At 45.6% G+C, this 20,798-nt stretch carries 23 protein-coding genes and 1 tRNA gene; 8 read left to right on the forward strand and 16 right to left on the reverse strand.

What is annotated here, in order from left to right:
- Window positions 1–7 precede the first annotated feature (7 nt).
- Entirely contained in the window at window positions 8–868 is an 861-nt protein-coding gene (gene xerA, locus L3N51_RS09165; protein ID WP_238026847.1) for a site-specific tyrosine recombinase/integron integrase, read from the forward strand.
- Here the strand turns inward: xerA and L3N51_RS09170 are convergent.
- From L3N51_RS09170 to L3N51_RS09180, 3 genes are read right to left on the reverse strand one after another with little or no spacing between them, the layout of a single operon-like run.
- On the reverse strand, window positions 865–1,383 hold the full coding sequence (locus L3N51_RS09170) for a DapH/DapD/GlmU-related protein (protein ID WP_238026848.1): 519 nt from the start codon (window positions 1,381–1,383) through the stop codon (window positions 865–867). The genes xerA and L3N51_RS09170 overlap by 4 nt on opposite strands.
- A 2-nt stretch (window positions 1,384–1,385) precedes the next feature.
- Entirely contained in the window at window positions 1,386–2,381 is a 996-nt protein-coding gene (locus L3N51_RS09175; protein ID WP_238026873.1) for an RsmB/NOP family class I SAM-dependent RNA methyltransferase, read from the reverse strand.
- Window positions 2,382–2,412: 31 nt separating this feature from the next.
- Window positions 2,413–3,267, reverse strand: coding sequence for a beta-ribofuranosylaminobenzene 5'-phosphate synthase family protein (locus L3N51_RS09180; protein ID WP_238026849.1), 855 nt, complete (start codon window positions 3,265–3,267; stop codon window positions 2,413–2,415).
- A gap of 336 nt (window positions 3,268–3,603) precedes the next feature.
- Between L3N51_RS09180 and L3N51_RS09185 the strand changes: the two genes are divergently transcribed.
- From L3N51_RS09185 to glnA, 4 genes are all read left to right on the forward strand, one after another.
- Window positions 3,604–4,953 carry a class I adenylate-forming enzyme family protein gene (locus L3N51_RS09185; protein ID WP_238026850.1) on the forward strand — a complete coding sequence of 450 codons (1,350 nt, stop codon included), beginning with the start codon at window positions 3,604–3,606 and terminating at the stop codon, window positions 4,951–4,953.
- On the forward strand, window positions 4,946–5,344 hold the full coding sequence (trxA, locus tag L3N51_RS09190; protein ID WP_238026851.1) for a thioredoxin: 399 nt from the start codon (window positions 4,946–4,948) through the stop codon (window positions 5,342–5,344). The genes L3N51_RS09185 and trxA overlap by 8 nt, the downstream gene beginning before the upstream one ends.
- 61 nt (window positions 5,345–5,405) lie before the next feature.
- A complete protein-coding gene (locus L3N51_RS09195) occupies window positions 5,406–6,011 on the forward strand; it encodes an ATP-binding cassette domain-containing protein (RefSeq protein ID WP_238026852.1) in 606 nt (201 codons plus the stop codon).
- A gap of 120 nt (window positions 6,012–6,131) precedes the next feature.
- Window positions 6,132–7,544: a type I glutamate--ammonia ligase gene (glnA, locus tag L3N51_RS09200; protein WP_238026853.1), complete on the forward strand. Its 1,413-nt coding sequence runs from the start codon at window positions 6,132–6,134 to the stop codon at window positions 7,542–7,544.
- Window positions 7,545–7,605: 61 nt separating this feature from the next.
- Here glnA and folE read toward each other — a convergent pair whose 3' ends face one another.
- Genes folE through moaA form a run of 3 tightly spaced genes read right to left on the reverse strand, consistent with a single transcriptional unit; the run spans window position 7,606 to window position 10,288 of the window.
- Complete coding sequence (gene folE / locus L3N51_RS09205; RefSeq protein WP_238026854.1) at window positions 7,606–8,235, reverse strand: GTP cyclohydrolase I; 630 nt, start codon at window positions 8,233–8,235, stop codon at window positions 7,606–7,608.
- A gap of 54 nt (window positions 8,236–8,289) precedes the next feature.
- On the reverse strand, window positions 8,290–9,354 hold the full coding sequence (locus tag L3N51_RS09210; RefSeq protein WP_238026855.1) for a M24 family metallopeptidase: 1,065 nt from the start codon (window positions 9,352–9,354) through the stop codon (window positions 8,290–8,292).
- Window positions 9,335–10,288 (reverse strand): GTP 3',8-cyclase MoaA, encoded by a 954-nt coding sequence (moaA, locus tag L3N51_RS09215; RefSeq protein WP_238026856.1) that lies wholly within the window; start codon window positions 10,286–10,288, stop codon window positions 9,335–9,337. The genes L3N51_RS09210 and moaA overlap by 20 nt, the downstream gene beginning before the upstream one ends.
- A gap of 38 nt (window positions 10,289–10,326) precedes the next feature.
- Here moaA and L3N51_RS09220 point away from each other — a divergent pair, with 38 nt between their 5' ends.
- Entirely contained in the window at window positions 10,327–10,512 is a 186-nt protein-coding gene (locus L3N51_RS09220; RefSeq protein ID WP_238026857.1) for a hypothetical protein, read from the forward strand.
- Here the strand turns inward: L3N51_RS09220 and L3N51_RS09225 are convergent.
- From L3N51_RS09225 to L3N51_RS09265, 9 genes are all read right to left on the reverse strand, one after another.
- Window positions 10,496–11,158, reverse strand: a complete 663-nt coding sequence (locus tag L3N51_RS09225) for a serine/threonine protein kinase (protein WP_238026858.1) — start codon at window positions 11,156–11,158, stop codon at window positions 10,496–10,498. The genes L3N51_RS09220 and L3N51_RS09225 overlap by 17 nt on opposite strands.
- 147 nt (window positions 11,159–11,305) lie before the next feature.
- Window positions 11,306–12,199, reverse strand: a complete 894-nt coding sequence (locus L3N51_RS09230; RefSeq protein ID WP_238026859.1) for a cysteine synthase family protein — start codon at window positions 12,197–12,199, stop codon at window positions 11,306–11,308.
- Window positions 12,200–12,236: 37 nt separating this feature from the next.
- Entirely contained in the window at window positions 12,237–12,455 is a 219-nt protein-coding gene (locus tag L3N51_RS09235; RefSeq protein ID WP_238026860.1) for a sulfurtransferase TusA family protein, read from the reverse strand.
- Complete coding sequence (locus tag L3N51_RS09240; protein WP_238026861.1) at window positions 12,452–12,853, reverse strand: DsrE/DsrF/DrsH-like family protein; 402 nt, start codon at window positions 12,851–12,853, stop codon at window positions 12,452–12,454. The genes L3N51_RS09235 and L3N51_RS09240 overlap by 4 nt, the downstream gene beginning before the upstream one ends.
- Before the next feature lie 75 nt (window positions 12,854–12,928).
- Window positions 12,929–13,987, reverse strand: a complete 1,059-nt coding sequence (locus L3N51_RS09245; RefSeq protein ID WP_238026862.1) for a sugar phosphate nucleotidyltransferase — start codon at window positions 13,985–13,987, stop codon at window positions 12,929–12,931.
- Entirely contained in the window at window positions 13,984–15,771 is a 1,788-nt protein-coding gene (gene glmS / locus L3N51_RS09250; RefSeq protein WP_238026863.1) for a glutamine--fructose-6-phosphate transaminase (isomerizing), read from the reverse strand. The genes L3N51_RS09245 and glmS overlap by 4 nt, the downstream gene beginning before the upstream one ends.
- 16 nt (window positions 15,772–15,787) lie before the next feature.
- Window positions 15,788–16,738: a mevalonate kinase gene (gene mvk, locus L3N51_RS09255; RefSeq protein WP_238026864.1), complete on the reverse strand. Its 951-nt coding sequence runs from the start codon at window positions 16,736–16,738 to the stop codon at window positions 15,788–15,790.
- Window positions 16,725–17,885, reverse strand: coding sequence for a threonyl-tRNA synthetase editing domain-containing protein (locus tag L3N51_RS09260; protein ID WP_238026865.1), 1,161 nt, complete (start codon window positions 17,883–17,885; stop codon window positions 16,725–16,727). Before L3N51_RS09260 ends, mvk begins: the two co-directional genes overlap by 14 nt.
- Entirely contained in the window at window positions 17,882–19,147 is a 1,266-nt protein-coding gene (locus tag L3N51_RS09265; RefSeq protein ID WP_238026866.1) for an MBL fold metallo-hydrolase, read from the reverse strand. The genes L3N51_RS09260 and L3N51_RS09265 overlap by 4 nt, the downstream gene beginning before the upstream one ends.
- A 58-nt stretch (window positions 19,148–19,205) precedes the next feature.
- Between L3N51_RS09265 and L3N51_RS09270 the strand changes: the two genes are divergently transcribed.
- On the forward strand, window positions 19,206–19,553 hold the full coding sequence (locus L3N51_RS09270; RefSeq protein WP_238026867.1) for a nascent polypeptide-associated complex protein: 348 nt from the start codon (window positions 19,206–19,208) through the stop codon (window positions 19,551–19,553).
- Here L3N51_RS09270 and L3N51_RS09275 read toward each other — a convergent pair.
- Window positions 19,513–20,238, reverse strand: coding sequence for a helix-turn-helix domain-containing protein (locus L3N51_RS09275; RefSeq protein ID WP_238026868.1), 726 nt, complete (start codon window positions 20,236–20,238; stop codon window positions 19,513–19,515). The genes L3N51_RS09270 and L3N51_RS09275 overlap by 41 nt on opposite strands.
- Before the next feature lie 45 nt (window positions 20,239–20,283).
- On the opposite strand from L3N51_RS09275, the gene L3N51_RS09280 reads away from it, so the two are divergent.
- Window positions 20,284–20,359: transfer RNA gene (locus L3N51_RS09280), tRNA-Pro, on the forward strand.
- Window positions 20,360–20,798 lie beyond the last annotated feature (439 nt).

Consider the following 20,798-nt stretch of genomic DNA (forward strand, 5'->3'; position numbering starts at 1 on the left):
TCTTTTTATGAAACTTCAGCTTGGTGAACCTCCTGCTGATGCGGATCCCTTCCAATATTTTATGGAGTCGCTAAGGTTTTCTGGGGCCGGGCAGGGAACCATAAAGCTGTACTCCACCGCAATTCAGGACTTCTTGCAGTTTGTGAAGAAAGATCCCAGGACCGTGACCACTCAGGACGTGATCAACTGGATCAGTTCCCTTAACTCCAGAAAGGGAAGATCGAGAACGACTGATAGAAGGGGTAGATCAGCGACCATAAGGAGCTATGTGATAGCAGTAAGGAGGTTCCTGAAGTGGCTGGGGGTGAATGTGAGGCCCCCGGTTCCAAGGATTAGGGGCCCTGAAAGAGTAGCCCTCAGGGAGGAGGATATCACGGCTCTTCTCTCGGCATGTAAGAGACTGAGGGATAAGGTGATAATTTCGCTCCTAGTGGATACGGGCCTTCGTTCCTCGGAGTTACTTTCGTTAAAGAGAGGTGACGTTGACTTGGATAGAATGGTGATAAGAGTTAGGGAGACAAAGAACGGCGAGGAGAGGATAGTTTTCTTCACATCTAGGACTGCAACTCTTCTCAAACAGTATCTAAGGAAGACGCGTGTAGAAAGCGACCAAAACGATCCGTTGTTCAATATGACATATCAAGCTTTATACAAGCTGATAAAAAGGCTCGGCAAAAGGGTAGGACTAACGTGGTTAAGACCACATATATTGCGACACACGTTCGCCACGAATGCCATAAGGAGAGGTATCCCGCTTCCTGCCGTGCAGAGGCTCATGGGACATAAGGACATCAAGACAACCCAGATATACACCCATCTCATCACCGAGGATTTAGAAAACGCGTACAGGAAGGCCTTCGAAACCTAGACTTTCTGCCCTCCAAGAAGTAACTGTATCTCGTGGACGTATTCCATGGCGTTGGCCTCTATCATGTGTATTTCTTCCTCCGTCAATTTTCTAACAACCTTAGCTGGAACGCCCAAAGCCAAACTGTTGGATGGTATTTCCTTGCCCTCGGTCACGACCGCGCCTGCTCCAATGATAACGTTATCTCCCACCTTGGAACCGTTGAGTAGGATGGCCCCCATTCCAACAATCACGTTATTGCCGATCGTCGCCCCATGGACCACTGCATTATGGCCAATACTTACTAGGTCCCCTATCTCTATCTTGAATCCCTTGTCCGTATGAAGGGAGCAGTTTTCCTGGATGTTCGCTTTCTTCCCAATGGTTATACTATCGTTGTCGCCCCTTATCACAGCGTAATGCCATACGCTAGTTAGTTCTCCTATTACAACATCTCCTATAACATAGGATGTAGGGTGGAGATAGACCCTGGGAGATATCCTTGGCTTCTTACCTAAGAACTCTTCAACGGGCATAGTCACCTTTTGATTAGCTTCGCTATAAAGAATCCGGTCATCTGGTGAACGTTGGGATGGAACCTTATCATGAGCTCAATTTCAAAACGCGGATCTGTGACGACTTCCTCGTTTTCAGCCAGAGTAGTGGTGCATGTGGAATAGATTACTGTTCCCCCAGGCTTCAGGATCTTGTATGCTGAGTTGAGAAACTGTTTCTGGTATGAGGAGAAGTTCTGTATATCATCCCTGGTCTTCTGGTCGAAGATTTTAGGTCTGACGCCGAGCGCAGAACAGGGTGGGTCGATCATAACCTTGTCCACATCCCTAATTCCCAGGTCCTCATAGAGGTATCGTGAGTCAGCCACATATACATCCACCTTCATCTTGAGAATATCCAGAATGTTCCTTAGTTTCTCTATCTTTTTCCTTGTATGATCAAAACCCACGATTCTAGCCCTAGGTTCAAGCTGATAAACATGGGTGAGTTTCCCTCCTGGATACGCATTCATGTCCACTATCAACTCGTTGGGTTTTGGATCCAACAGCTTGGCCACATACATGGAGGCCTTTCCCTGAGAGATGGCCAGCCCCTTCTTAACCACGTCAAGTTCCGCAACCTTAATTGAGGAATAAAGGGACTCCGTAACCTCCACCGTCATATTATCCTTTCTTAGAATACCGTTGGCCACGTGCTGTCCAGTCTCCGAGATGACGGAAACCTTGGAGTCGTTTCCTTCAATTTTCTTTATTCCAGGCCTGTACACATTGGAGCCAAGTAGCGCGCTTTCAGCCGTTTTCTTGTCAACCACAACTTTTGTGTTGTACAGCTCCAGAGAGTTTGGTCCCTTCACCTCCACAAAATAGGCCTCCTCAAAGTCTTCATCCTGTTTAAAAGCATCCAGTTCATCTTTCAATTCCTTCTTCCTTAATGTATTGAGTCTAAGATAAAGCCTGGGGTTAGGTTTCCCCAGAGATTCCAAGAACTCGTTGAGCGAAGTTCCATATACCTTCCTCAATTCCTCCAGTACGTATTCGTCATACACCAGTTCAGGACCACTCAACTTCAGCACCCCTATTGTTGGGCTCTGTGACCCATCCTCCAAATCTGGAAACCAGTTCCTCTCCTTCCCTCCTTGATGAGGTGAAGGTGAAAATGGCGGGTCCGAAAGAGGATAGACCGGAGGGAAATCCCATTTTGTAAAGTCTCAACATGTACTCCCTAACAGTATCAGATTGCAGTTCCACCTCTACCTTCTTAAAACCTAAACCCTGAATTTTCCATAATCCATCCAGAGCTCCTGACAGATCCCTCTCCACGACCGATGGGATGAACTCCATGAGAACTACCCTGGCCAATTCGTCAAAACCTGAAGCCTGTTGCCTGAAAGCCTTGAGCTCCTCCGGTCCAAATATCCTTCTCCCCGATGGTATGTTAACGTAAATATACCACGGGAAGTTCACCCTGAGCAACATGGGAGGAGGAGGTGCGCTGGAGTAATCAGAAGGTAACGGTGAGTTCTTGATCCTTGTTGAATGCCCTCCATCAACCACGAATCCACCCCTATCAAAAAGGTGAACTCCAACCCCTGAAGTTCCACCTCTTCTCACCAGCTTGGCAAGTTCATAGGCACTCTTTCTCTCAAAGTTAAGCTCAGAAACCAGTTTAGCCACTGAAAGATGGTACTGAGTCGTATGTCCCAATCCCACGTGGGATTCGTAATCCTCCTTAACGCAGATAGACGCGCGTGAGTCTCCTACCTTTACCTCCTCACAATTGCCTGAGTTCACCACTATTCGTGGATATCTAAGTGCAACCCCCATACCCCCATCGATTCGGCCATGCTTTCCTTCCAGATCGAACAGGGTTATGTGGATTCTCGAAAGCCCCCTAACTGTTAGCATCCCTAAGACTCAGGAAGCGACAGAATCTTAAACCCTTTCCTTTGAGGTCAGGGAAAATTCACTGTACCTAGTTCGAGATTTTACCCGATGCATCTCCGAATCTAATCCAGAACAGAGGATAACAAAATCTTGAGAATCATCACTACTGTAGCATGCGATTCCAGTTAACTGCAGGCCTGCAAGCTCATTGTTCACTGGAAACGTTAGTGAAGTATACAAATATGGTATCTCTGGGGCCGGCAAGACAGGATATGATTCGGTCCCCCAACTCATCTGGCGCAACTCACACAGGCTAGATTAAAAAGCTATTAAAAGAGAATGAAAATGGATTTGGAAATGAGCATAGCTAAGGTTCTTGAGAAGTGGAGTAAAGTCAGACCCAACAATTACCTCGTGCCAGGGATAATAACTTATGAGCAGGCGAAGGACAAGGTAGCCAGGCTTGCCTCAAGTATACCCGAACGTGGCGTTGTGGCACATTTCATGACCAACTCGGTGGAATCAGTGCTTTCCTATATTGCAGGATTCTGGGCCGGCGCTAAAGTAGTGGCCATAGATCCATTAACCTCAGCAGAGGATCTGAGATTCATTCTGGAGGACAGCTCCCCGGACCTCGTTTTTGTGGATCAAGAAACCCTCACTAGGGAGAAGGAAGTTCTGAAGGACTACAAGGCTATAATACCATCCTTTGATGGTGAGATGAGGGAGAGGCCTGAAGATTACGACGATAATACTCCCGGCCTATCCTATTATTATGCGGGAATAGCTGGAAGGACAATGGAGGTCATCCATAGCGGGTCTAGGGTAGAACTCAACGATAAAGTCCTGTATGATGCCATAGGACTTTCACGCATCTCGACCATTCTAACCGTGCCCATAGCTCACGTTCTAGGAAACAGTGTCCTTGGAGTTGCACTGGAGGCTGGAGGACAAATCATACCAATCAAAAAGTTCGATCCTGTTGAGGTGAGTGAAATTGTAAAGAAACACGACATTAATTTTCTGGCAACCGTGCCAATGGTTTACGACTCCCTTATAGAGAAGGGGTACGGGTTGGGGTCCCTCGAAGTGTGTATAAGCACCGCTGCACCTCTCTTCCCCAACACTGTCAAGGGGTTCAAGGAAAAATTTGGCAAAGATATTATTCAGCAGTATGGTTTCACTGAGGGGCTGGTTTTAACGATTCAACCCAGGGATGTAACGGGGGTGATAACCATTGGGAAGCCCCTTAAACATGTGAACATCAGAATAGTCAAGGATGACGGTAAAGACGCTGGACCAGGGGAAGTAGGTGAGCTATGGGTTAGAGCACCCTGGCTAATGCTGGGTTACAAGGATGCCAAGGAGAACGCCTCAGTTTGGCAAGATGGTTGGCTCAAGACAGGAGATTTAGTCACAATTGATGAGCGTGGACTTCTCTTCTTCAAGGGAGTGAAGAAAAGGATGCTCAAATACAAGGGTTATCCCATATTTCCCAAGGACCTAGAGTCCATTCTTCTCACCCATCCAGCAGTCAAGGAAGCGAGGGTAATCGGGGAGGATGCGGGCAATATGGGGCAACAGCCGGTAGCCAAGGTCGTGTTGAGAGACAGGGTAAGCGAGCAGGAGCTTCTAGATTACGTTAACTCAAAGGTAGCATTTTATAAGAAGTTAAAGAGAGTCTACATAGTGAATAAACTTGAGTGAGCTTGAACAGTTAGCCAAGGAAATCTCGGAGAGACTAAAAAGGAAGGCATCCTCCCTAGAGAGGAGGAGCGATGAGAAGATCGTTGCCATTACTGACGATGGCTTGGAAGAGATACTTTCCAAGAATAAGGTGGTGGTAATAGACTTCTGGGCACAGTGGTGCGCTCCTTGCCACCTCTACGAACCTGTATTTAAGAGAGTAGCATCAAAGTATGGCGAAAAGGCTCTGTTTGGTAGGTTAAATGTGGATGAGAATCCCAAGACCGCAGATAAGTTCGGAATAATGAACATACCGACCACCCTCATCCTAGTGGATGGACAGGTTAAAGAGACACTTGTTGGAGCAGTTGATGAAGATACCCTGGAGAGCGCTCTTAAGAAATATATCTGATTTCACCTAGTGAATTTACCCGATGAAGATTTTTATCTCTTTTTCTCCTAGTAAATACAACATGCTTGACGTTGTGGCTCTCAAGAAACTTGGAAATTTTACGCTGAATGCCGAACTTCACGACCAAGGAATCGTGTGCATAACTGGTCCCAACGGATCCGGGAAATCCACTTTCCTGAACATAATAGCCGGTTTCATTAAACCGGACAGGGGTAACGTGAAGCTGTTTGGGGAAGACGTAACTCGCCTTCCTCCAGAAAAGAGGGGAATCGTGTTGATAACCCAAGAATCCTATATTCCGTCTATGAAGGTGGACGATCACCTATATTTCGGCGTCAAACTTGGCGGTTATCAAATAACGGATAAGGAGATGGAGGAACTGAAGAACCTATTTTCCATAAACTTCACAGGGAGAATGAAAGAACTGAGTCTAGGACAAAGGGAAAGGGTCTCCATACTTACGGCGATCTTGAGAAGGCCACGTCTACTCCTGATAGATGAGGCCATGGCCAACATCAGTGATAAAGAGAAATTCATCAAAAATCTGATTGAGGTAAGAAAGTCCTTTGGTTTCGACCTGCTCTTCACCACTCAGGACATTTCAGACGCGAACTATGCGGACCATCACTACGTGATGAGCAATGGTTCTTTGATGAAAAGGTTCTAGTTTCTTGCTTTATAGATTACGCTATATAGGAAGTACTTTTTAATTTAGAATTTAAGTTCCTGAACTCTTTTTATCATAAATACAAACAGACTTTTATACTCAGTCAATTATGCCAAATACATGCCTAAGACACCTGAAGAAGCGGTAGAATACGTGAAACAAAATAAGGTAGAATGGATAGATTTGCAATTTACAGATCTACCGGGTAGGTTACAGCATGTTACCATACCTGCTTCCGATTTCACAGTGGAGGAGATAAAGAACGGCTTTGGGAAACTTGATGGAAGCAGTATCAAGGGTTTCACCACAATATATGAAAGCGACATGGTTCTTTCACCCGTTCTAGAGAGTCTTGTTGCCTTACCCTGGTCTCCTTCAGTGGCCAGAGTTCTGACCAAAGTCTATTGGGGTGGAGGAAAGGGGAGATTTGAAAGGGATCCCAGATACGTAGCGGAGACGGCAGAAAGTGTCTTGTCAGGTGAAGGTTACGTTTCCTATTATGGACCAGAATTGGAGTTCTTCCTATTTGACAGGGTCGATGTAGACGTCAAGACTCCCCAACAGGGCACAGGTTATAAGATAACCGCTAAGGAGGCCCCATGGAACGGTGGTGGAGGATATATTATAAGATACAAGGAAGGTTACTACCCAGCTCCCCCAGTGGATCAGCTCATGGATGTAAGGCTAGATATTGTTCAGACGTTGACTAAATACTTTGGTTTTACCGTAGAGGCCACACATCACGAAGTTGCAACTGCAGGTCAGGGAGAGATAGATTTCAGATTCTCTACCATGGTTGATACTGCAGATAAACTGCAAACCTTAAAGTATGTTATCAGGAACGTAGCAGCCAAATATGGTCTTGTTGCAACGTTCATGCCCAAGCCCATGTTCGGCGATAATGGAACAGGAATGCACACTCACTTCAGTTTATGGACCAAGAATGGCAAGAACTTGATGTATGACCCTAATGATGAGTACGCAGAACTTAGTCAATTTGGTAGATATGTTATAGGCGGAATTTTGTCCCACGCAAGATCTCTATCAGCTATAGTCTCTCCCACCGTTAATAGTTACAGAAGGTTAATTCCCGGATTTGAGGCGCCCGTTTACGTGGCGTGGAGTAAGGGAAATAGAAGTGCCGTGATCAGGGTCCCCTCTTACTATAAGGGAATGGAAAAGGCTAAGAGAATAGAGTACAGGGCTCCAGATCCCTCAACCAATCCGTATCTAGCTTTTGCAGCTATAGCTGCAGCAGCCCTAGATGGAGTAAAAAAGAAGATCGATCCAGGCAATCCTGTAGATACTAACATCTATCATTTAACTCCGGAAAAGAGAAGGGAACTCGGAATAAAGGAGTTACCGCGTTCGTTGGATGAGGCATTAGATGAACTGGAATCAGATATGGAGTTTCTGAAACCCATCTTCAACTCATCCATACTGGAGACCTATATAGACATGAAAAGGGATGAAAGCAGAACTCTTCAGATGTATCCACACCCAATGGAAATATACTACTACCTGGATGTCTAACTTTTTCCTTAATTATTTCTATAATACTTTTCTGGAGTGATTTAAAGTGTTTCTAAGAAAATTATCCTAATCTGAATCCCTTTCTGTTTGACACTTCAAGCATTCTAAATACATGGTTTCTTAAGGTCCTATTAGTCTTGAAGATCCCCCTGCTTGCTACGGATAACAACTTAGCCTCCTTATCCTTCACTCCCCTAACATAAGAACACATGTGAACAGCGTCTCCTATTACCATTACGCCCTTAGGATGTAGATCGCTCTGCATTATGGCATCAGCTATTTCGCTAACCAGTCTCTCTTGAATCTGTGGTTTAGAGGCGTAATAATTCACAATTCTTATTATCTTACTAAAACCTGCAACTTTCCCTTCCTCACCAACAACATAGGCAACATGTATTTTCCCCACAAAGGGTAGGAGATGGTGCTCGCACAAGGATGAGAACTGGATATCGGAAGCCAAAACGATTTGATCCTCCTCGTATGAGACTCCATCTTCCCCTAGTTTGAATACCTTTATCTCAGGCTGAGAAGTTCTCAGGGCTGATGTCATTTCTAGAAATGCCCTGGCTACTCTATTGGGCGTTTCTGCTAGTCCCTCCCTATCAGGATTTTCTCCCAAAAGTTCTAGAATTTCTCTAACTCTTTTGGCTATCTCTTCTTCTAGTTTTTCTTTGCTCAATGAAGTTTCCATGGCCAAACAGGTATCTTAAGATGCATCTACTAAAAATTCTTATATTAAATGTACTTACAAGCTCTTATAAAGAGTTTCAAGGACCTCAGGTTTCCCTTTCCTGACTATTATTGTATCTTCAATTCTAACTCCCAGTTCTCCTTGAACGTAGATTCCAGGTTCCACCGTTATCACCATCCCTTCCTTTAGAACATCTTTAGATTTCATGGAGATTGCTGGATTTTCATGGACCTCTATTCCAACCCCATGCCCTGTGGAGTGAACGAAGAGTTTTCCAAAACCCTCTTTCTCTATTCTGGAGCGGGCTATTCTGTCGATCTGGGAGGCTTCTATCCCTTCTTGAATGGCATCTATGGCCTCCAGCTGGGCCTCAAGAACAACATTATATATCCGTTTACTTTTCTCCGTGACTCCATACAGGAACGTCCTAGTGCTATCAAAGGAATATCCGCTATATTTTGCTCCTATATCTATTACCACCGTATCTCCTTTTCGTAAACGTCTTTCAGAGGGAATATGATGAGGTTCAGCTGAGTTCTCTCCGAATGCCACTATGGAGGGAAAAGCGTAGTCCTCTGCGCCACCCCTTCTCATGGCCTCATCAATTATACCGGCAAGCTCTATTTCGGTCACCCCATCCATAAGGGATTCACTCGCTTTCCTCATTGCGTTTGCAGTTGCACTCTGTGCACGGCGGATAGCTTCTATTTCTTGCTCCTCCTTTATCGCCCTAGTTTGCAGTATCTCGTCTGTAATGTTCTTTACCTCGTATTTGGAACTCAGCTGAAGGAATAAATCTACGGAGGCGTAGCCCAGATCCATCAAGAGTCTCTTATCCTCGGAGGGAGGGCAAATCTTTTCCATTGCTGAAACTAGAGTACCCTCAATTACGTCTACCTCGAGTTTCACAGGATAGTATACCTTCACATCCATATCCTTGATTCCCAAGGCCCTGTTCCTTTCCAGTAGTGGTACAAGAAGGGTCCTGGTACCGTCGCAGTCCAGTAAACCTCCAACTCCTCTATATCCCGTAAAGTAGAAAAGGTTAGGCTCTCCCACTATGGCCAGGTTTCTAGTGTTGAATTTTTCCTTTATTTTCTCAAGCTTGTTGAGCCTCAATTTTCGTCATGTACTTAAAGTTAGGCTCCCTAATAGAAATAGTTGCCTCAAATCCATGCCTCAATAGCTCCAATCTCTCCTCATAGGTTAGATCCTCACTGGACAACGCGTACATGACATCTATTACCTTGTCCTCTCTGTAGAGGCACGTCTTCAGCTTACCGTCAACAGTTAACCTCACCCTATTACATCCTGCACAGAAGATCGGGTTAGCATACGGTTTAACTATCTCTATCACTAGTCCTGAGGGCAATGTATACCTTGGTCTAAAGTGTTTCTCTCTTATCTCAGACTTCACAGCCATCTTGGCTATTTCCCTCTCCAGATCTTCCATGCTCCTATGATAGGAAAAGGTTGATTTGCCAAGACCCACCGGATGTAGTTCTATGAGATGAAGCTCGTCAATACCGTTTTCCTCACTAAACTCTATTACTCTTTTGGCCTCTTCGCTATTTCTCTTGGTTAGCACAAAGTTCAATTTTATGGGCTTAAAACCCTGATTCTTTGCCTCCCTTATCCCTGCTACTACTCTGTCTAGCCCATCAACTCCAGTGACGTCTTTGAACTTTTCCCTCGTTAGAGCATGTAGGCTAACATTGATCCTGTCCAGACCCGCATCTTTCAATTTACCTGCTATATTTGCCAGAAGAAATCCATTGGTGGTCATTGAGACGTCGCTAACGCCTGAGGATTTGATTTCACTTATGATCTCTGGCAGGTCCCTTCGTAGGGTCGGTTCCCCGCCTGTAAGTTTTACACTCTTCACTCCAAATTCCACAGCCACCCTAGAGACAAGGCCTATCTGATAGGGAGATAATCCCTGCATGGATTCAGTACCTTCTCCTTCCATGTGGCAGAAGAAGCAGGAAAAGTTACATACGTGAGTCAATGTAACTCTCAAGTCCTCTAGAGGCCTTCCATACCTGTCAATCATTAAGTTTTATACCCGTGAGGAAACTTATAAACTCGAATATGAACGAGGTAATTTGTCCCAGATGCGGGGTAAAGATGGAATTCATCTCAGAGGCGGAGACGACAAATAACAGAAAGATAATCAGATACTTCTATAGATGTCCTGCCTGTGGTACCAAGTTGACTGACTCAGAAATTGCCCTGGAAAGGGCAGATAACACGCTGTTGATTAAAATTCGGAAATAATTTTTCTGAGCACGCTCAGATGAATTGGAGGGAAGAGGGAAAGAAGCTGAACGTTTCTTAAACTCATTACGTTAAGGGCCACGTCTCTACCCGGTTTGTACATCTCCAGGAATCCCCGGGTAATCTTTTCAAATCCCTTTAGATCTTGTATATACTTGTAAGCGACGAAAAGGAAATACACCAAGATGTCCCATGCCCTCAACTCCGGCTCATCGCTCACTATGGCTTCCTCCGCATCTATTACGTAAATTGTATCATTTATTAGAAAATTTTCAAACTTAGTGTCTCCCATAACGAATCCGTTATCATGTATTTCCCTTAACGCGGGCGCCAGATTTATGAAATCATCCTCTGTGCTGGGAGTTCTCCCATCCACGAATTCCCTGATAACGCATTTTTCCTTGATGTCGAAATCTATTATTTTTGGGACCCTTAGGTTCTTCCAAGGATAGGTCATGAACTCCATTTCCCTGCTCATCCTGGTAAGAGCATTGGCAACGTAAGGGAAGGGTCTGAACATGGAGGAAATGAAGTACCATTTCAATGCTACGCTAGAGTCATAGCACTTTACAACGTATTTTTGCCCTTGAGTCTCCAGAATCTTAGTTTGAGCATAAAGCACTCTGATGGCGTCTTCTATTTTCATGGTAGTTTATAGAATTCTTGACCTTTTAACTAATGGTGTTTTCAAGCAGTATGTGGGTTTGAAAGCTATCTGGTATTTTCGCCATCCCCCAAGGTCCAGTGCGAATCCATTCAGGAAAAAGTAAATCTGCATCTTAGTTTCAGGAGATTAAGCTCCGTTAAGTAGCCTTTCTATTTCATCAAGATACTTGAAGCCGTCATCTGGGAAAATGAGAACAGTGGTTTTCTCATCGCTCAACCTTTGATACGCCGCTATCGTGGCCCCGGAACTAAGTCCCACAAGTATGCCAGAACTTCTCGCTACCTTAACTACTCCATCCACCGCCTCCTTAGAAGTTACGTCTATTACTCTGTCTACCTTTACAGAAGAGATCAGTGTGTCGCCATTCTGCCTCTTTATTCCAGGTATCCTCTCATTCTCCGCTGGCTGAACACCAACTATCTCCACCTCATCCCCATATTTCTCCTTAAAATACCTGGATATCCCTGCAATATGTCCTCCAGTTCCCATAGTTGCAATTATTCTCTCTGGAAATTTGTTCACGGACCTCAGCTGTTCATCAAGCTCCTTAGCTGTAGTTTCCATGTGTGCCTTGACATTGAGGGGGTTATTGAACTGGTTTAGATGATAGCTTCCCGAGGTTTTTGCGTAATTCTTCACAAGTGGTAATAGATCGTTGGTGGACTTTCCAGCCTCTATAACCTCGGTTCCAAGCACCTTCATAGCGATTTTGAACGCCCTTGGAGCTTGCGTTGGGATAAAAGCCACGAATTTCCTGCCATATATGGCCGAAAGTGATGATAAGGCAACACCTATGTTCCCCGAAGTTGCTTCCGTTATCTGCTTTGCGTCTTCCTTGAGTGCCTCCCTGAAGAGGAAAAGGGCAGTTCTGTCCTTTATGCTTCTGCTAAAGGGATTGAAAAACTCAAGTTTAGCCCACACATCTTGACCAATTGAAAGTTTGAGAAGGGGAGTGGGCCAGCTCTCCTCTAAAAGCTGGATAGGATCGAAGTATACCTTATCTGAGGACACAATACGCATCTACCCTTAGAAAAGGAAATCTGGGTGATATAATAATCTATCTTTTTAATTTCAACCTGATTACGAACTTTCCCTTTTCCTTAGTGTAACCTAAGAACTGATTCCCAGTCTCATTACACCACTTCTCAAGCTCTTGAGTTACAGCCTCCCACGGAGTTTTAACTACCAGTTCTTCCTCCCCCTTGACGTTTCTCCACTCCCTCATGACCTTAAGAATTACTACTGGGCAAACCTCGCTAGTCTCTATTTCCTTCATAATGTTACCACCACATCGGAATCTTGGGCCTCCTTCAGATACGTGATTCCTCCGGAGAGTTTCACGTTATCAAGGAGATCCTCTTTCCCCAAGTGTGCTATCTTAAGTCCCACCTCATCCACGTAAAACTCAACACCTTCCTTTATGGCTTCCTCTATGAGGACGGAAGTATCCGGAAGTCCCATTCTTTTCATTTCTGATTCTACAAAAAGTCTAGCCAGAAATCCGAGCCTCAGTTTCGACTTCCCCTTGAAGCGTTTAGTAAAGATGGACACGGCCTGAGATGTTACGAAGAACTTCACGGTCCAGTCTATAGATCTGGCGTCCAGCGCCAACACGAGTCCGTGATATAGTTTATCCATGCTGTTATCCGCAAGGAGAATTGTTAGTTTTCCCATAATTGAAGATAATGTGACCGAATTAAAAAGATGCAGAAAGACCTGCCTGTTACCAGAGACTGGATTGAGTTGACGTTATTTCCTGTAGGAAGGTCCAATCACGACTCCGTGGGGTATGTTCTCATCTGGTGAGATGAGGGCGCCGAACTTCCCGGAAACCTGTCTTTTAGTTGTCGCGGGATAGCTAGCAGTAATGACAGAAGCTCCCACCTTGGTTCTATCTCCAACCACGCTGTGAGTAATATATGACTTTGATCCAGTGACGGAGTATGGTCCCAACAACGAATGAGCTATTTCCGCATAGGCTCCGACCACTGCTCCCTCCTCTATGGAGGAGAAATCCCTGACCAAAGAGAAGGACCCTATGTAAGCATTTCTTCCAATATACGCCGGGCCCTTAATTATGGCGAAGTCCTCCACCACTGCCCCATCCTCAATTATCACGCTCTTTCCAATTACTGCAGTGCTGGCTATGCTAGCCTTGTTGGAGATTCTTGATGACTCAGATTTCAGCAACTCTTCCACTGCCTGGATTAAGTCCTCTGGATATCCTATGTCCACCCACGTTCCTGTCCATACGAAATAGTCAGCGTCCCTGGCTACCTCATCTAGGTATTGAAGGAAGTCCCTGAATGGTTTCTTGGGTATCACATAGGCCCCTGCCAACGCGAGAGTTGATCCCTCACGCACTACTCGTAATCCCTCATCAACCTTCACAAGACCATATGTATCTAGACCCGTGGATACAGGAACAGTAGAAAACACGGGCGAACCGGACCTGTGATATGTGGTAATGAGTTCCCTGTAGAAATCCCTGGGCGCTATTATATCTCCAAAGGCCAGAACAAACATGTCATCCATGTATTCCATCCCATCTTGAATTGCCCCTGATATTCCTGGAGACTTCTGTCTAACCGTTTCCACCCTCACGTTAAGGTCCTTCACTGCCTGTAAAACCTGTTCCTCCTTCTCATTCACCACGATGGTAAACTCGGTCACTCCAACGGAGGTGAGCCCATCTATCACATATTCTATGACAGGTTTACCAACAACGCGTATAGTCTCCTTCTGTATCTTTTCGCTGTAAGGGCTCAACCCCTCTCCTTTACCCGCTGCTAATATTAACCCCTTCATCTAACGGTCACCGTTTTAGCCAGGTTTCTGGGTCTATCTGGATTGAATCCTCTCTCCTTTGCTGCATAATACGCGATTAGCTGCAAAGGGGGTGCCAGCGCCAGTGGCGCCAGTCTTTTATCATTAATGTCAACCATTATTTCAGTAATTTCTTGATCGCTCCTGAGCTCGGAACCTGCACTGATTACGTATACTCTAGCCTTTCTACTCTGCATCTCTTTCAGGTTATTCCTGAGCTCATCCACATGCTCGCCTGTATTCACGAAGATTACAGGGAAGTCCTTCTCTACCAGCGCAATTGGTCCGTGTTTACTCTCCCCTGCGGGATATGCTTCCGCGTGAATGTATGCAATTTCCTTGATTTTCAGCGCACCTTCCATGGCCATGGGAACCCCAAGTCCCTTTCCCAAGTAATATAAGCTATGCTTCTTTGCAACCTCTACTCCTATTTTTTCCGCGTAACCAATTGACTTGGAGAAGCTGTTCGATACCGTGCTTTCAGCCTCCTTGAGATAATCCAAGCTTTCTCCCAGCATTAGGGAGGAGATCAGCAGTAAAGCTCCTACCTGAGAGGTGAAGGTCTTAGTAGCTGCCACGCCTATCTCTGGTCCTGCCCTAGTATGAAGTGCAACATCGCTGTGGTATGATATGCTGTTTCCAAGGGTGTTGGTAAGCGAGATCACAAAGGAACCGTTACTCTTGTAGCTTTTCATTGCCAGAAGCGAGTCCATGGTCTCTCCGCTCTGGCTAATGACCAGGACAGCATCATCCTCTCCCGTCTTCACGTTATCGTGCTCTGATGCTATGACGGGGATAACGGTCTTTCCAATCCTCATCAACCTAGATGCAAATATTAGTCCAGCGTGATAACTCGTTCCAGCTGCAACCACGAATATCCTCCTTGCCTTATCCATAGCCTTTACAGCCTTACCCATGTTCTCCATATCGCTCATAAGGGAAACAATGGTATCCCTGACAGCTCCCCAGCTTTCCCTGATCTCCTTCATCATAAATGATTCGTATCCCTGAAGGGATGTGGCAGATCCATCTATCTGCTGAATAATGAGCCTGGATGCGAGGTTGACCTTCTCTCCCGTAATCTTTTCCGCGTAAACTGAGGTCGCCGTTATGTAACCCAGTTCATCGTCACCAACGGTTATGGTCCTGTTGGTAACTCTAACAAGGCTCCACACGTCACTGGATATGAGGTTCATGTCATCTCCTAGTCCTATTATAAGGGGATTGTTCTTCTTGGAGAAGAATATTCTATTATCCCCCTTTATTATAGCCAGAACAGCGTGATCTCCCTGGATGCTATATATCGCCTGTTTAAATGCGGAGAAGTTGTCCATTCCAAGCTTTCTGTAGTGTTCAATGAGATGGGCAATCACTTCAGTGTCGGTATCGCTAACGAACTTATGTCCCTTGGCAATTAAGTCCTGCTTGAGTTCCAGAAAGTTGAGAACTGTACCATTATGTATAACTGCTATCTCCCCTGTACAGTCAAGGTGGGGATGCGCATTGATATCGTTAGGCTCGCCGTGAGTAGCCCACCTGGTATGGCCCAAGAAAATGTTTCCCTTCATGCTCAATGGGCTCTTTATCCTCTCAAACTTCTCCACATTTCCTGCTGCCTTTCTTACCTCCAGGTGAGAGCTGTCCATGGAGGCCATTCCCACGCTATCATATCCTCTATATTCCAAGCTCTTCAATGCATCCAAAGTGATCTTGGCTAAAGCAGCGTCCTTGGCCCCAATGGAGACCACTCCGATGATTCCGCACATAATACATGGTTAATGTTCAATCATTTATTTCCTTTATCACCACACCTGTTTGATTTAGTTCAGTATTGACAATCTTGAAGCCCCTTGACTCTAAAAGAAGTTCAGCCTTTGGTGATTTGAGACAGACCACGGACCCACCCCCTCCTCCGCCACTCATTTTGCAACCGGGAAGTCCCATGGTTCTCGCGGTGGAAACCAGTTCGTCCAGCACGGGTGAAGTAACTCCTAGGGACATCAGCAGTCCATGATTCACATACATTAATTGTCCCACAGTTTCGATGTCCTCTCTTTCAATTCCCCATCTAGCCTCATCCACCAATTTCCCTATCAAGTGAAGTATATCGTCGAATTCCCTGCTCCTATCCTTCACCGCCTTGACCCTCTTCAGAATTTCAGCGGTAGAGGAGATGCGTCTCACATATCCTCCTGAGATGCTCAATGACGAGTTTACCCTTTCCACGTCCTCCGAATTTCTCGGAAAGTATAGAATACCTCCCAGCGAAGTAGTGAAGGTATCCATTCTACTGCCTAAACCCTGGACCTTTTTCTCAATGTGCCGTGATACCTTGGCTATCTCCAAGTTGGTCATATCGTAACCGAGAAACCTGGAGTAAGCGGAGACGACTCCCACTATCACTGCAGCGCTGGTGCCCAATCCAACTGAGGGATCTACTGATGATTCTATGGAGATTAGAGCAGGTTCCTTCTCCTCAAAATAGTTAAGCGCTTCCAAGACAAACGATAGCGCCCTTCCAACCTGCTCGCTCTCCACCCTCATATCCCTTAAATCCACCTTTATGTTCCCGATGTTGAGGGACGAGGAGGACACGATGGTTCTGTCGCTCTCCGTGACGCGAACTTTCATTGTTTCTGATATTGCCATGGCTATAGCAGGTTCTCCGTACACTACTGCATGTTCCCCGAATAGAGTAAGCTTAAGGGGAACTATAGCCTCAACCCTTCTCATTACTTAACCTCTCCTTCAGGCTCACAGGCAGGTTAGATGGTAGGAGGAGATCATCCGTGGACTTAACTGCTCTCTCTATCTCATCTAGTGTCATGGGTTTTTGTTCGGACGTCTCCCTTATCCTTACGGTCAGGTTCCCCGTCTTGAGTTCCCTCTCCCCCACTATGGCCACGAATGGGATCCAGTCCATCCCTGCCCTACGTATTTTATTGCCCAGCCCGTCTTCCAGGTCGTCTACCTGCACTCTTATTCCCCTTTCACTCAAGGAATTCACCATGTCCTCCACGTTATCCTCTTCCCTGACCTTCAGTATCCTCACATGAACTGGTGATAGCCACAGGGGTAAGGTGGGCGTTTGTTTCTCCCTGGCCTTCAGAAGAATGTAATATAGCGCTAGGCCAACATCTATTCTCACCTTATCTCCGTTCCTATTCCAGATCTGAAACTTGTTTGTTGAGTCCTGAAATTCCCTGGGAAAATCGGGGTCCCTATCACTCTCATACACAACCTCAATACGAGGATCTTCGTTGACGCACGGAAGTGCTCTACCCTCCGGTCTTGTAAACCTCACGCTCAAGAAACCTTTGGTATTGGTCTCACCGTAAATGATCCCCTTGACACCCGAATCTCTCTTTATCCTCTCCAGAACTGCCATCTTCATGAACGTGGACTCCGGAGATCCTGGAAATCCAAACTTGGAACAAACCTCCATTTCCTTGCTCTTCTGATATTCCACGGCCTTGGTTATTCTCCTTGACAGTTCGCTGAGCGGATGACCGTAACAGCTCACCGTGAAGGCCTTATACCATCCGAAAGGCGCCTTAATCACCTTCTCCTTCTCAGTTCTGAGCCTTTCGTAAAGGGAATTAAGCACCTGGATTGCCGTTCTTGGGTCAGCTAGATTTGAGGATAAATGGGCGTAGGGATAGAGTACAAGAGTATCAGGCCTGGTTTTATTCATCACATCTCTAACGTTCTCTAGGGCTCTCTCAAGTATCTCCTGGTCATCCCCCTTCTCAACGGAAACAAATGTAACTAGCGTATTTTGGGAAGAGAAAGAGCCGGGATTTGGGTCCTCAGCAATCTCCAGTGCCTTCTGCTTTACCTCAAAGGAGAAACTGGATGCGTGTATGAATAACAGTATCATAGCCGGATTTCTTGTCCATTCTCCGGTACTAAAACTTCTACTCCCAACTTCTCCTTCACGAAATCTGAGAACGCCTGTGCGCTATCTGGAGACGCATGCACCACTACTATCTTCTCGAGGGCTTCAGAGGTCTTCACAATGTCCAGTAGCTGGTTTTTCCCTGCATGACTTGAGAAATCAAACATCTGAAGTCTGGCCTTCAGCAACGGCGAAGAGTCGTCAAACTTACCCATCTCCAAAAGCTTTCTTCCGGGCGTGTTCTCAGCCTGGTAGCTCACAAGGAACACTGCGTTCTTCTGGCTATCAGCTATTTTTTTGAAATAGTATACGGCTGGTCCACCCTTGAGCATTCCCGCGCTGGCAACTATGACTCCATTAGACCTCCAGGCCTTTCTCCTGTCTTCCCACCCCTTTACGTACTGGAACTCGTCATAGGCCTTCCTTAGCGCTTCCTTGTTATTTATGTACTGGCTATTATCTATCATGATCTCCATTATTGTCCTAGCAAGACCGTCATAATAGACGGGATAGGGTATATTCTTCTCCGCAAGGATTGAAAGTATCTCTTGACTTCTGGACAGGCTGAACGCAGGGACCAGGACTGTTCCCCCACCTTCAAGCACCTCCATGACAGAGGTATAGAATTCCTCCTCAACGCTCTTCCTGGTGGGATGGTTGAACTTCCCGTACGTGGCCTCAGTGATTATAACCCTAGACTTTTTCATAACGTCTAGCTCTGCAGGCTTCACAAGTTTTGCCATTGCCACGTTTATGTCACCAGTATACGCAATGTCTCCTTTCTCCGTTTTCACCACGGTGATGGCGCTTCCGGGTATGTGGCCCGCGCTAGAGGTTGTTATGGTGAAGCCTCCTATCTCCACCTCCTCACCGTAATTAAACGTCCTGAAGTTATCCATGGTTTTCTTAACTTCCACCCATTCAAAGGGAACCTTAGGTCCTGACAGCTTTATGAAGTCTTTCAGCATCAACTCCGTGATATACTTTGAGATCCCTGTTCCGTAAACCGGCTTACTGCTGGATATCTGGTAAATGGGTAAGGCCCCAACGTGGTCCAAATGAGCATGTGAAACCACGAATCCCCTGACCTTGGATGGCGCTTCCTGAAGTGGGAAGTTTGGTTCATCTTTTTGATTAAAATTTACTCCGTAGTCAAGAACTAGGCATTCGTCGGAGTTGGAAATTTCAATTCCAGCTCTGCCTACTTCATTGCCTCCGCCAAGTATCTTTATGCTATACTCCATATCTGTTAGTAAAGGTTAACCGCAAATATTAAGTTTGAGTAATAGCATAAAATATCTAATGAAGGTTAGCCCTAAGGATCTCAAGAAGCTTGAGAAAATGGGTATAAAAACTCAGAATATAGACGCTTTACGAGTAATAATAGAAACGCCAAGTGAGAGGATAGTGATAGAGTCTCCCATGGTGACCAAAGCCAACGTGATGGGACAGGAAGCAATAACCGTCGTGGGAGGTACCACAAGGGTGGAGACTAAAACAGAACCCAGTGTGGAAGTGAACGAAGACGATGTCAGGTTCGTTATGGAACAGACTGGAAAGCCAGAGGGGGAAGTCAGGGAAGCACTTAAGAAGGCCAACGGGGATATAGCTAAGGCAATTTTGGCTCTGACCGAAGGACAAGGCTCTTGAGCCCGTTAAGGAGCTCGTCCTCTGTTCTCTTTGTGGAAACTATCACGTTTATGCCCTCCTTGTTGGCAATGTAGATTGATAGGGGATCCATCTTAACTGGCCTGTGAAGAACCACCAGTTTAGGTCTTATTGGAGCTATTTTAAGGGCTATCATTGGGGACCTTCCACTAGATACCTTGGTGAAGACCAATATCCTGTTGAATACTATGGAGAGAAATTGATAGAACTCCATTCCACTCAACGCCGTTATTGCCCTAATGCTGTCAGTGATCACGTAACCGTAAACCTGTATATTGCTAAGGTCAGCCATTATGGGTATCCCATCCACTGCCATTACAACATCTTGGAGCGTGATTGGTGAGACGAAATCTGCCATGTCAACTATGAAGGGAAAGTTCAGGGAAAATAGCTTCCCCAGTTCGTTTATAACTCTGTAACCTCTCTTGGAATCAGCCTCTATCAATCCTTCTACAAATTTCTTAACCACGTAACTTCCAGGCTGTCTTCTATTCCTTTCGTAATCCGCTATGACCGATTGGGACATTCCAAGTATCCGCGCCAGTTCTGACTGGGAAACTCCAAAGGTCTCCCTCCACTTTCTCATTGCAAGACCTGGATTTTCACTCCACACTATGTCTCCCGCTATTCTCTTGGCAATGCTCTCTATGACGTATTCAGTGGCCATTGAAAGCTTTTATAAACGCGCATATTATAACTTCACTTGGTACGAGGGCCCGTAGTCTAGCTTGGATTAGGATGCGACGTTCGGGTCGTCGTGATCCCGGGTTCAAATCCCGGCGGGCCCATCTTCCCTGTCTGTATATTTATCATCTAGTAAATTTATCTATTCCGAGAGAAGTATAAATATTAAAATCTATTATCATATTATCTTATTTTTACAATCATTTGGTGCTAAGGAAGAAGTCTTTCCGGGGAATGTTAACTTTCGTGGAGCGACAGAAGTGGGCAGGAATTGGAAGTAATTGCAGTAAGCCATGCATGGGTCAGACATGTATCATGCAAACTTAGGTGAGAGGACGGTTAAGAAATACCCTAGGATTATTACCGGGACCTCGATGGACTTTATCTAAGTTGTTATTTGAGGTTTCAAATTACCGGAACATGTGAAACTGATCAAGTCCCGATTTCATGGGGGCCACCCGTCAAGAGACCCACAGAGATATAATACCCTAGATATCACGGCAAAGGATAAATAGTTTCTCTAAATCCAGAATGTATATGGCT

This window comes from Metallosphaera javensis (ex Hofmann et al. 2022) (genome assembly GCF_022064045.1).
Taxonomy (GTDB): Archaea; Thermoproteota; Thermoprotei_A; order Sulfolobales; family Sulfolobaceae; genus Metallosphaera; species Metallosphaera javensis.

Coding starts and splice junctions, on each gene's coding strand:
- xerA (WP_238026847.1), top strand. CDS start 8: ATGAAACTTCAGCTTGGTGAACCTCCTGCTGATGCGGATCCCTTCCAA.
- L3N51_RS09170 (WP_238026848.1), bottom strand. CDS start 1,383: ATGCCCGTTGAAGAGTTCTTAGGTAAGAAGCCAAGGATATCTCCCAGG.
- L3N51_RS09180 (WP_238026849.1), bottom strand. CDS start 3,267: ATGCTAACAGTTAGGGGGCTTTCGAGAATCCACATAACCCTGTTCGAT.
- L3N51_RS09185 (WP_238026850.1), top strand. CDS start 3,604: ATGAGCATAGCTAAGGTTCTTGAGAAGTGGAGTAAAGTCAGACCCAAC.
- L3N51_RS09195 (WP_238026852.1), top strand. CDS start 5,406: ATGCTTGACGTTGTGGCTCTCAAGAAACTTGGAAATTTTACGCTGAAT.
- glnA (WP_238026853.1), top strand. CDS start 6,132: ATGCCTAAGACACCTGAAGAAGCGGTAGAATACGTGAAACAAAATAAG.
- folE (WP_238026854.1), bottom strand. CDS start 8,235: ATGGAAACTTCATTGAGCAAAGAAAAACTAGAAGAAGAGATAGCCAAA.
- moaA (WP_238026856.1), bottom strand. CDS start 10,288: ATGATTGACAGGTATGGAAGGCCTCTAGAGGACTTGAGAGTTACATTG.
- L3N51_RS09220 (WP_238026857.1), top strand. CDS start 10,327: ATGAACGAGGTAATTTGTCCCAGATGCGGGGTAAAGATGGAATTCATC.
- L3N51_RS09225 (WP_238026858.1), bottom strand. CDS start 11,158: ATGAAAATAGAAGACGCCATCAGAGTGCTTTATGCTCAAACTAAGATT.
- L3N51_RS09230 (WP_238026859.1), bottom strand. CDS start 12,199: ATGCGTATTGTGTCCTCAGATAAGGTATACTTCGATCCTATCCAGCTT.
- L3N51_RS09235 (WP_238026860.1), bottom strand. CDS start 12,455: ATGAAGGAAATAGAGACTAGCGAGGTTTGCCCAGTAGTAATTCTTAAG.
- L3N51_RS09240 (WP_238026861.1), bottom strand. CDS start 12,853: ATGGGAAAACTAACAATTCTCCTTGCGGATAACAGCATGGATAAACTA.
- L3N51_RS09245 (WP_238026862.1), bottom strand. CDS start 13,987: ATGAAGGGGTTAATATTAGCAGCGGGTAAAGGAGAGGGGTTGAGCCCT.
- glmS (WP_238026863.1), bottom strand. CDS start 15,771: ATGTGCGGAATCATCGGAGTGGTCTCCATTGGGGCCAAGGACGCTGCT.
- mvk (WP_238026864.1), bottom strand. CDS start 16,738: ATGAGAAGGGTTGAGGCTATAGTTCCCCTTAAGCTTACTCTATTCGGG.
- L3N51_RS09260 (WP_238026865.1), bottom strand. CDS start 17,885: ATGATACTGTTATTCATACACGCATCCAGTTTCTCCTTTGAGGTAAAG.
- L3N51_RS09265 (WP_238026866.1), bottom strand. CDS start 19,147: ATGGAGTATAGCATAAAGATACTTGGCGGAGGCAATGAAGTAGGCAGA.
- L3N51_RS09270 (WP_238026867.1), top strand. CDS start 19,206: ATGAAGGTTAGCCCTAAGGATCTCAAGAAGCTTGAGAAAATGGGTATA.
- L3N51_RS09275 (WP_238026868.1), bottom strand. CDS start 20,238: ATGGCCACTGAATACGTCATAGAGAGCATTGCCAAGAGAATAGCGGGA.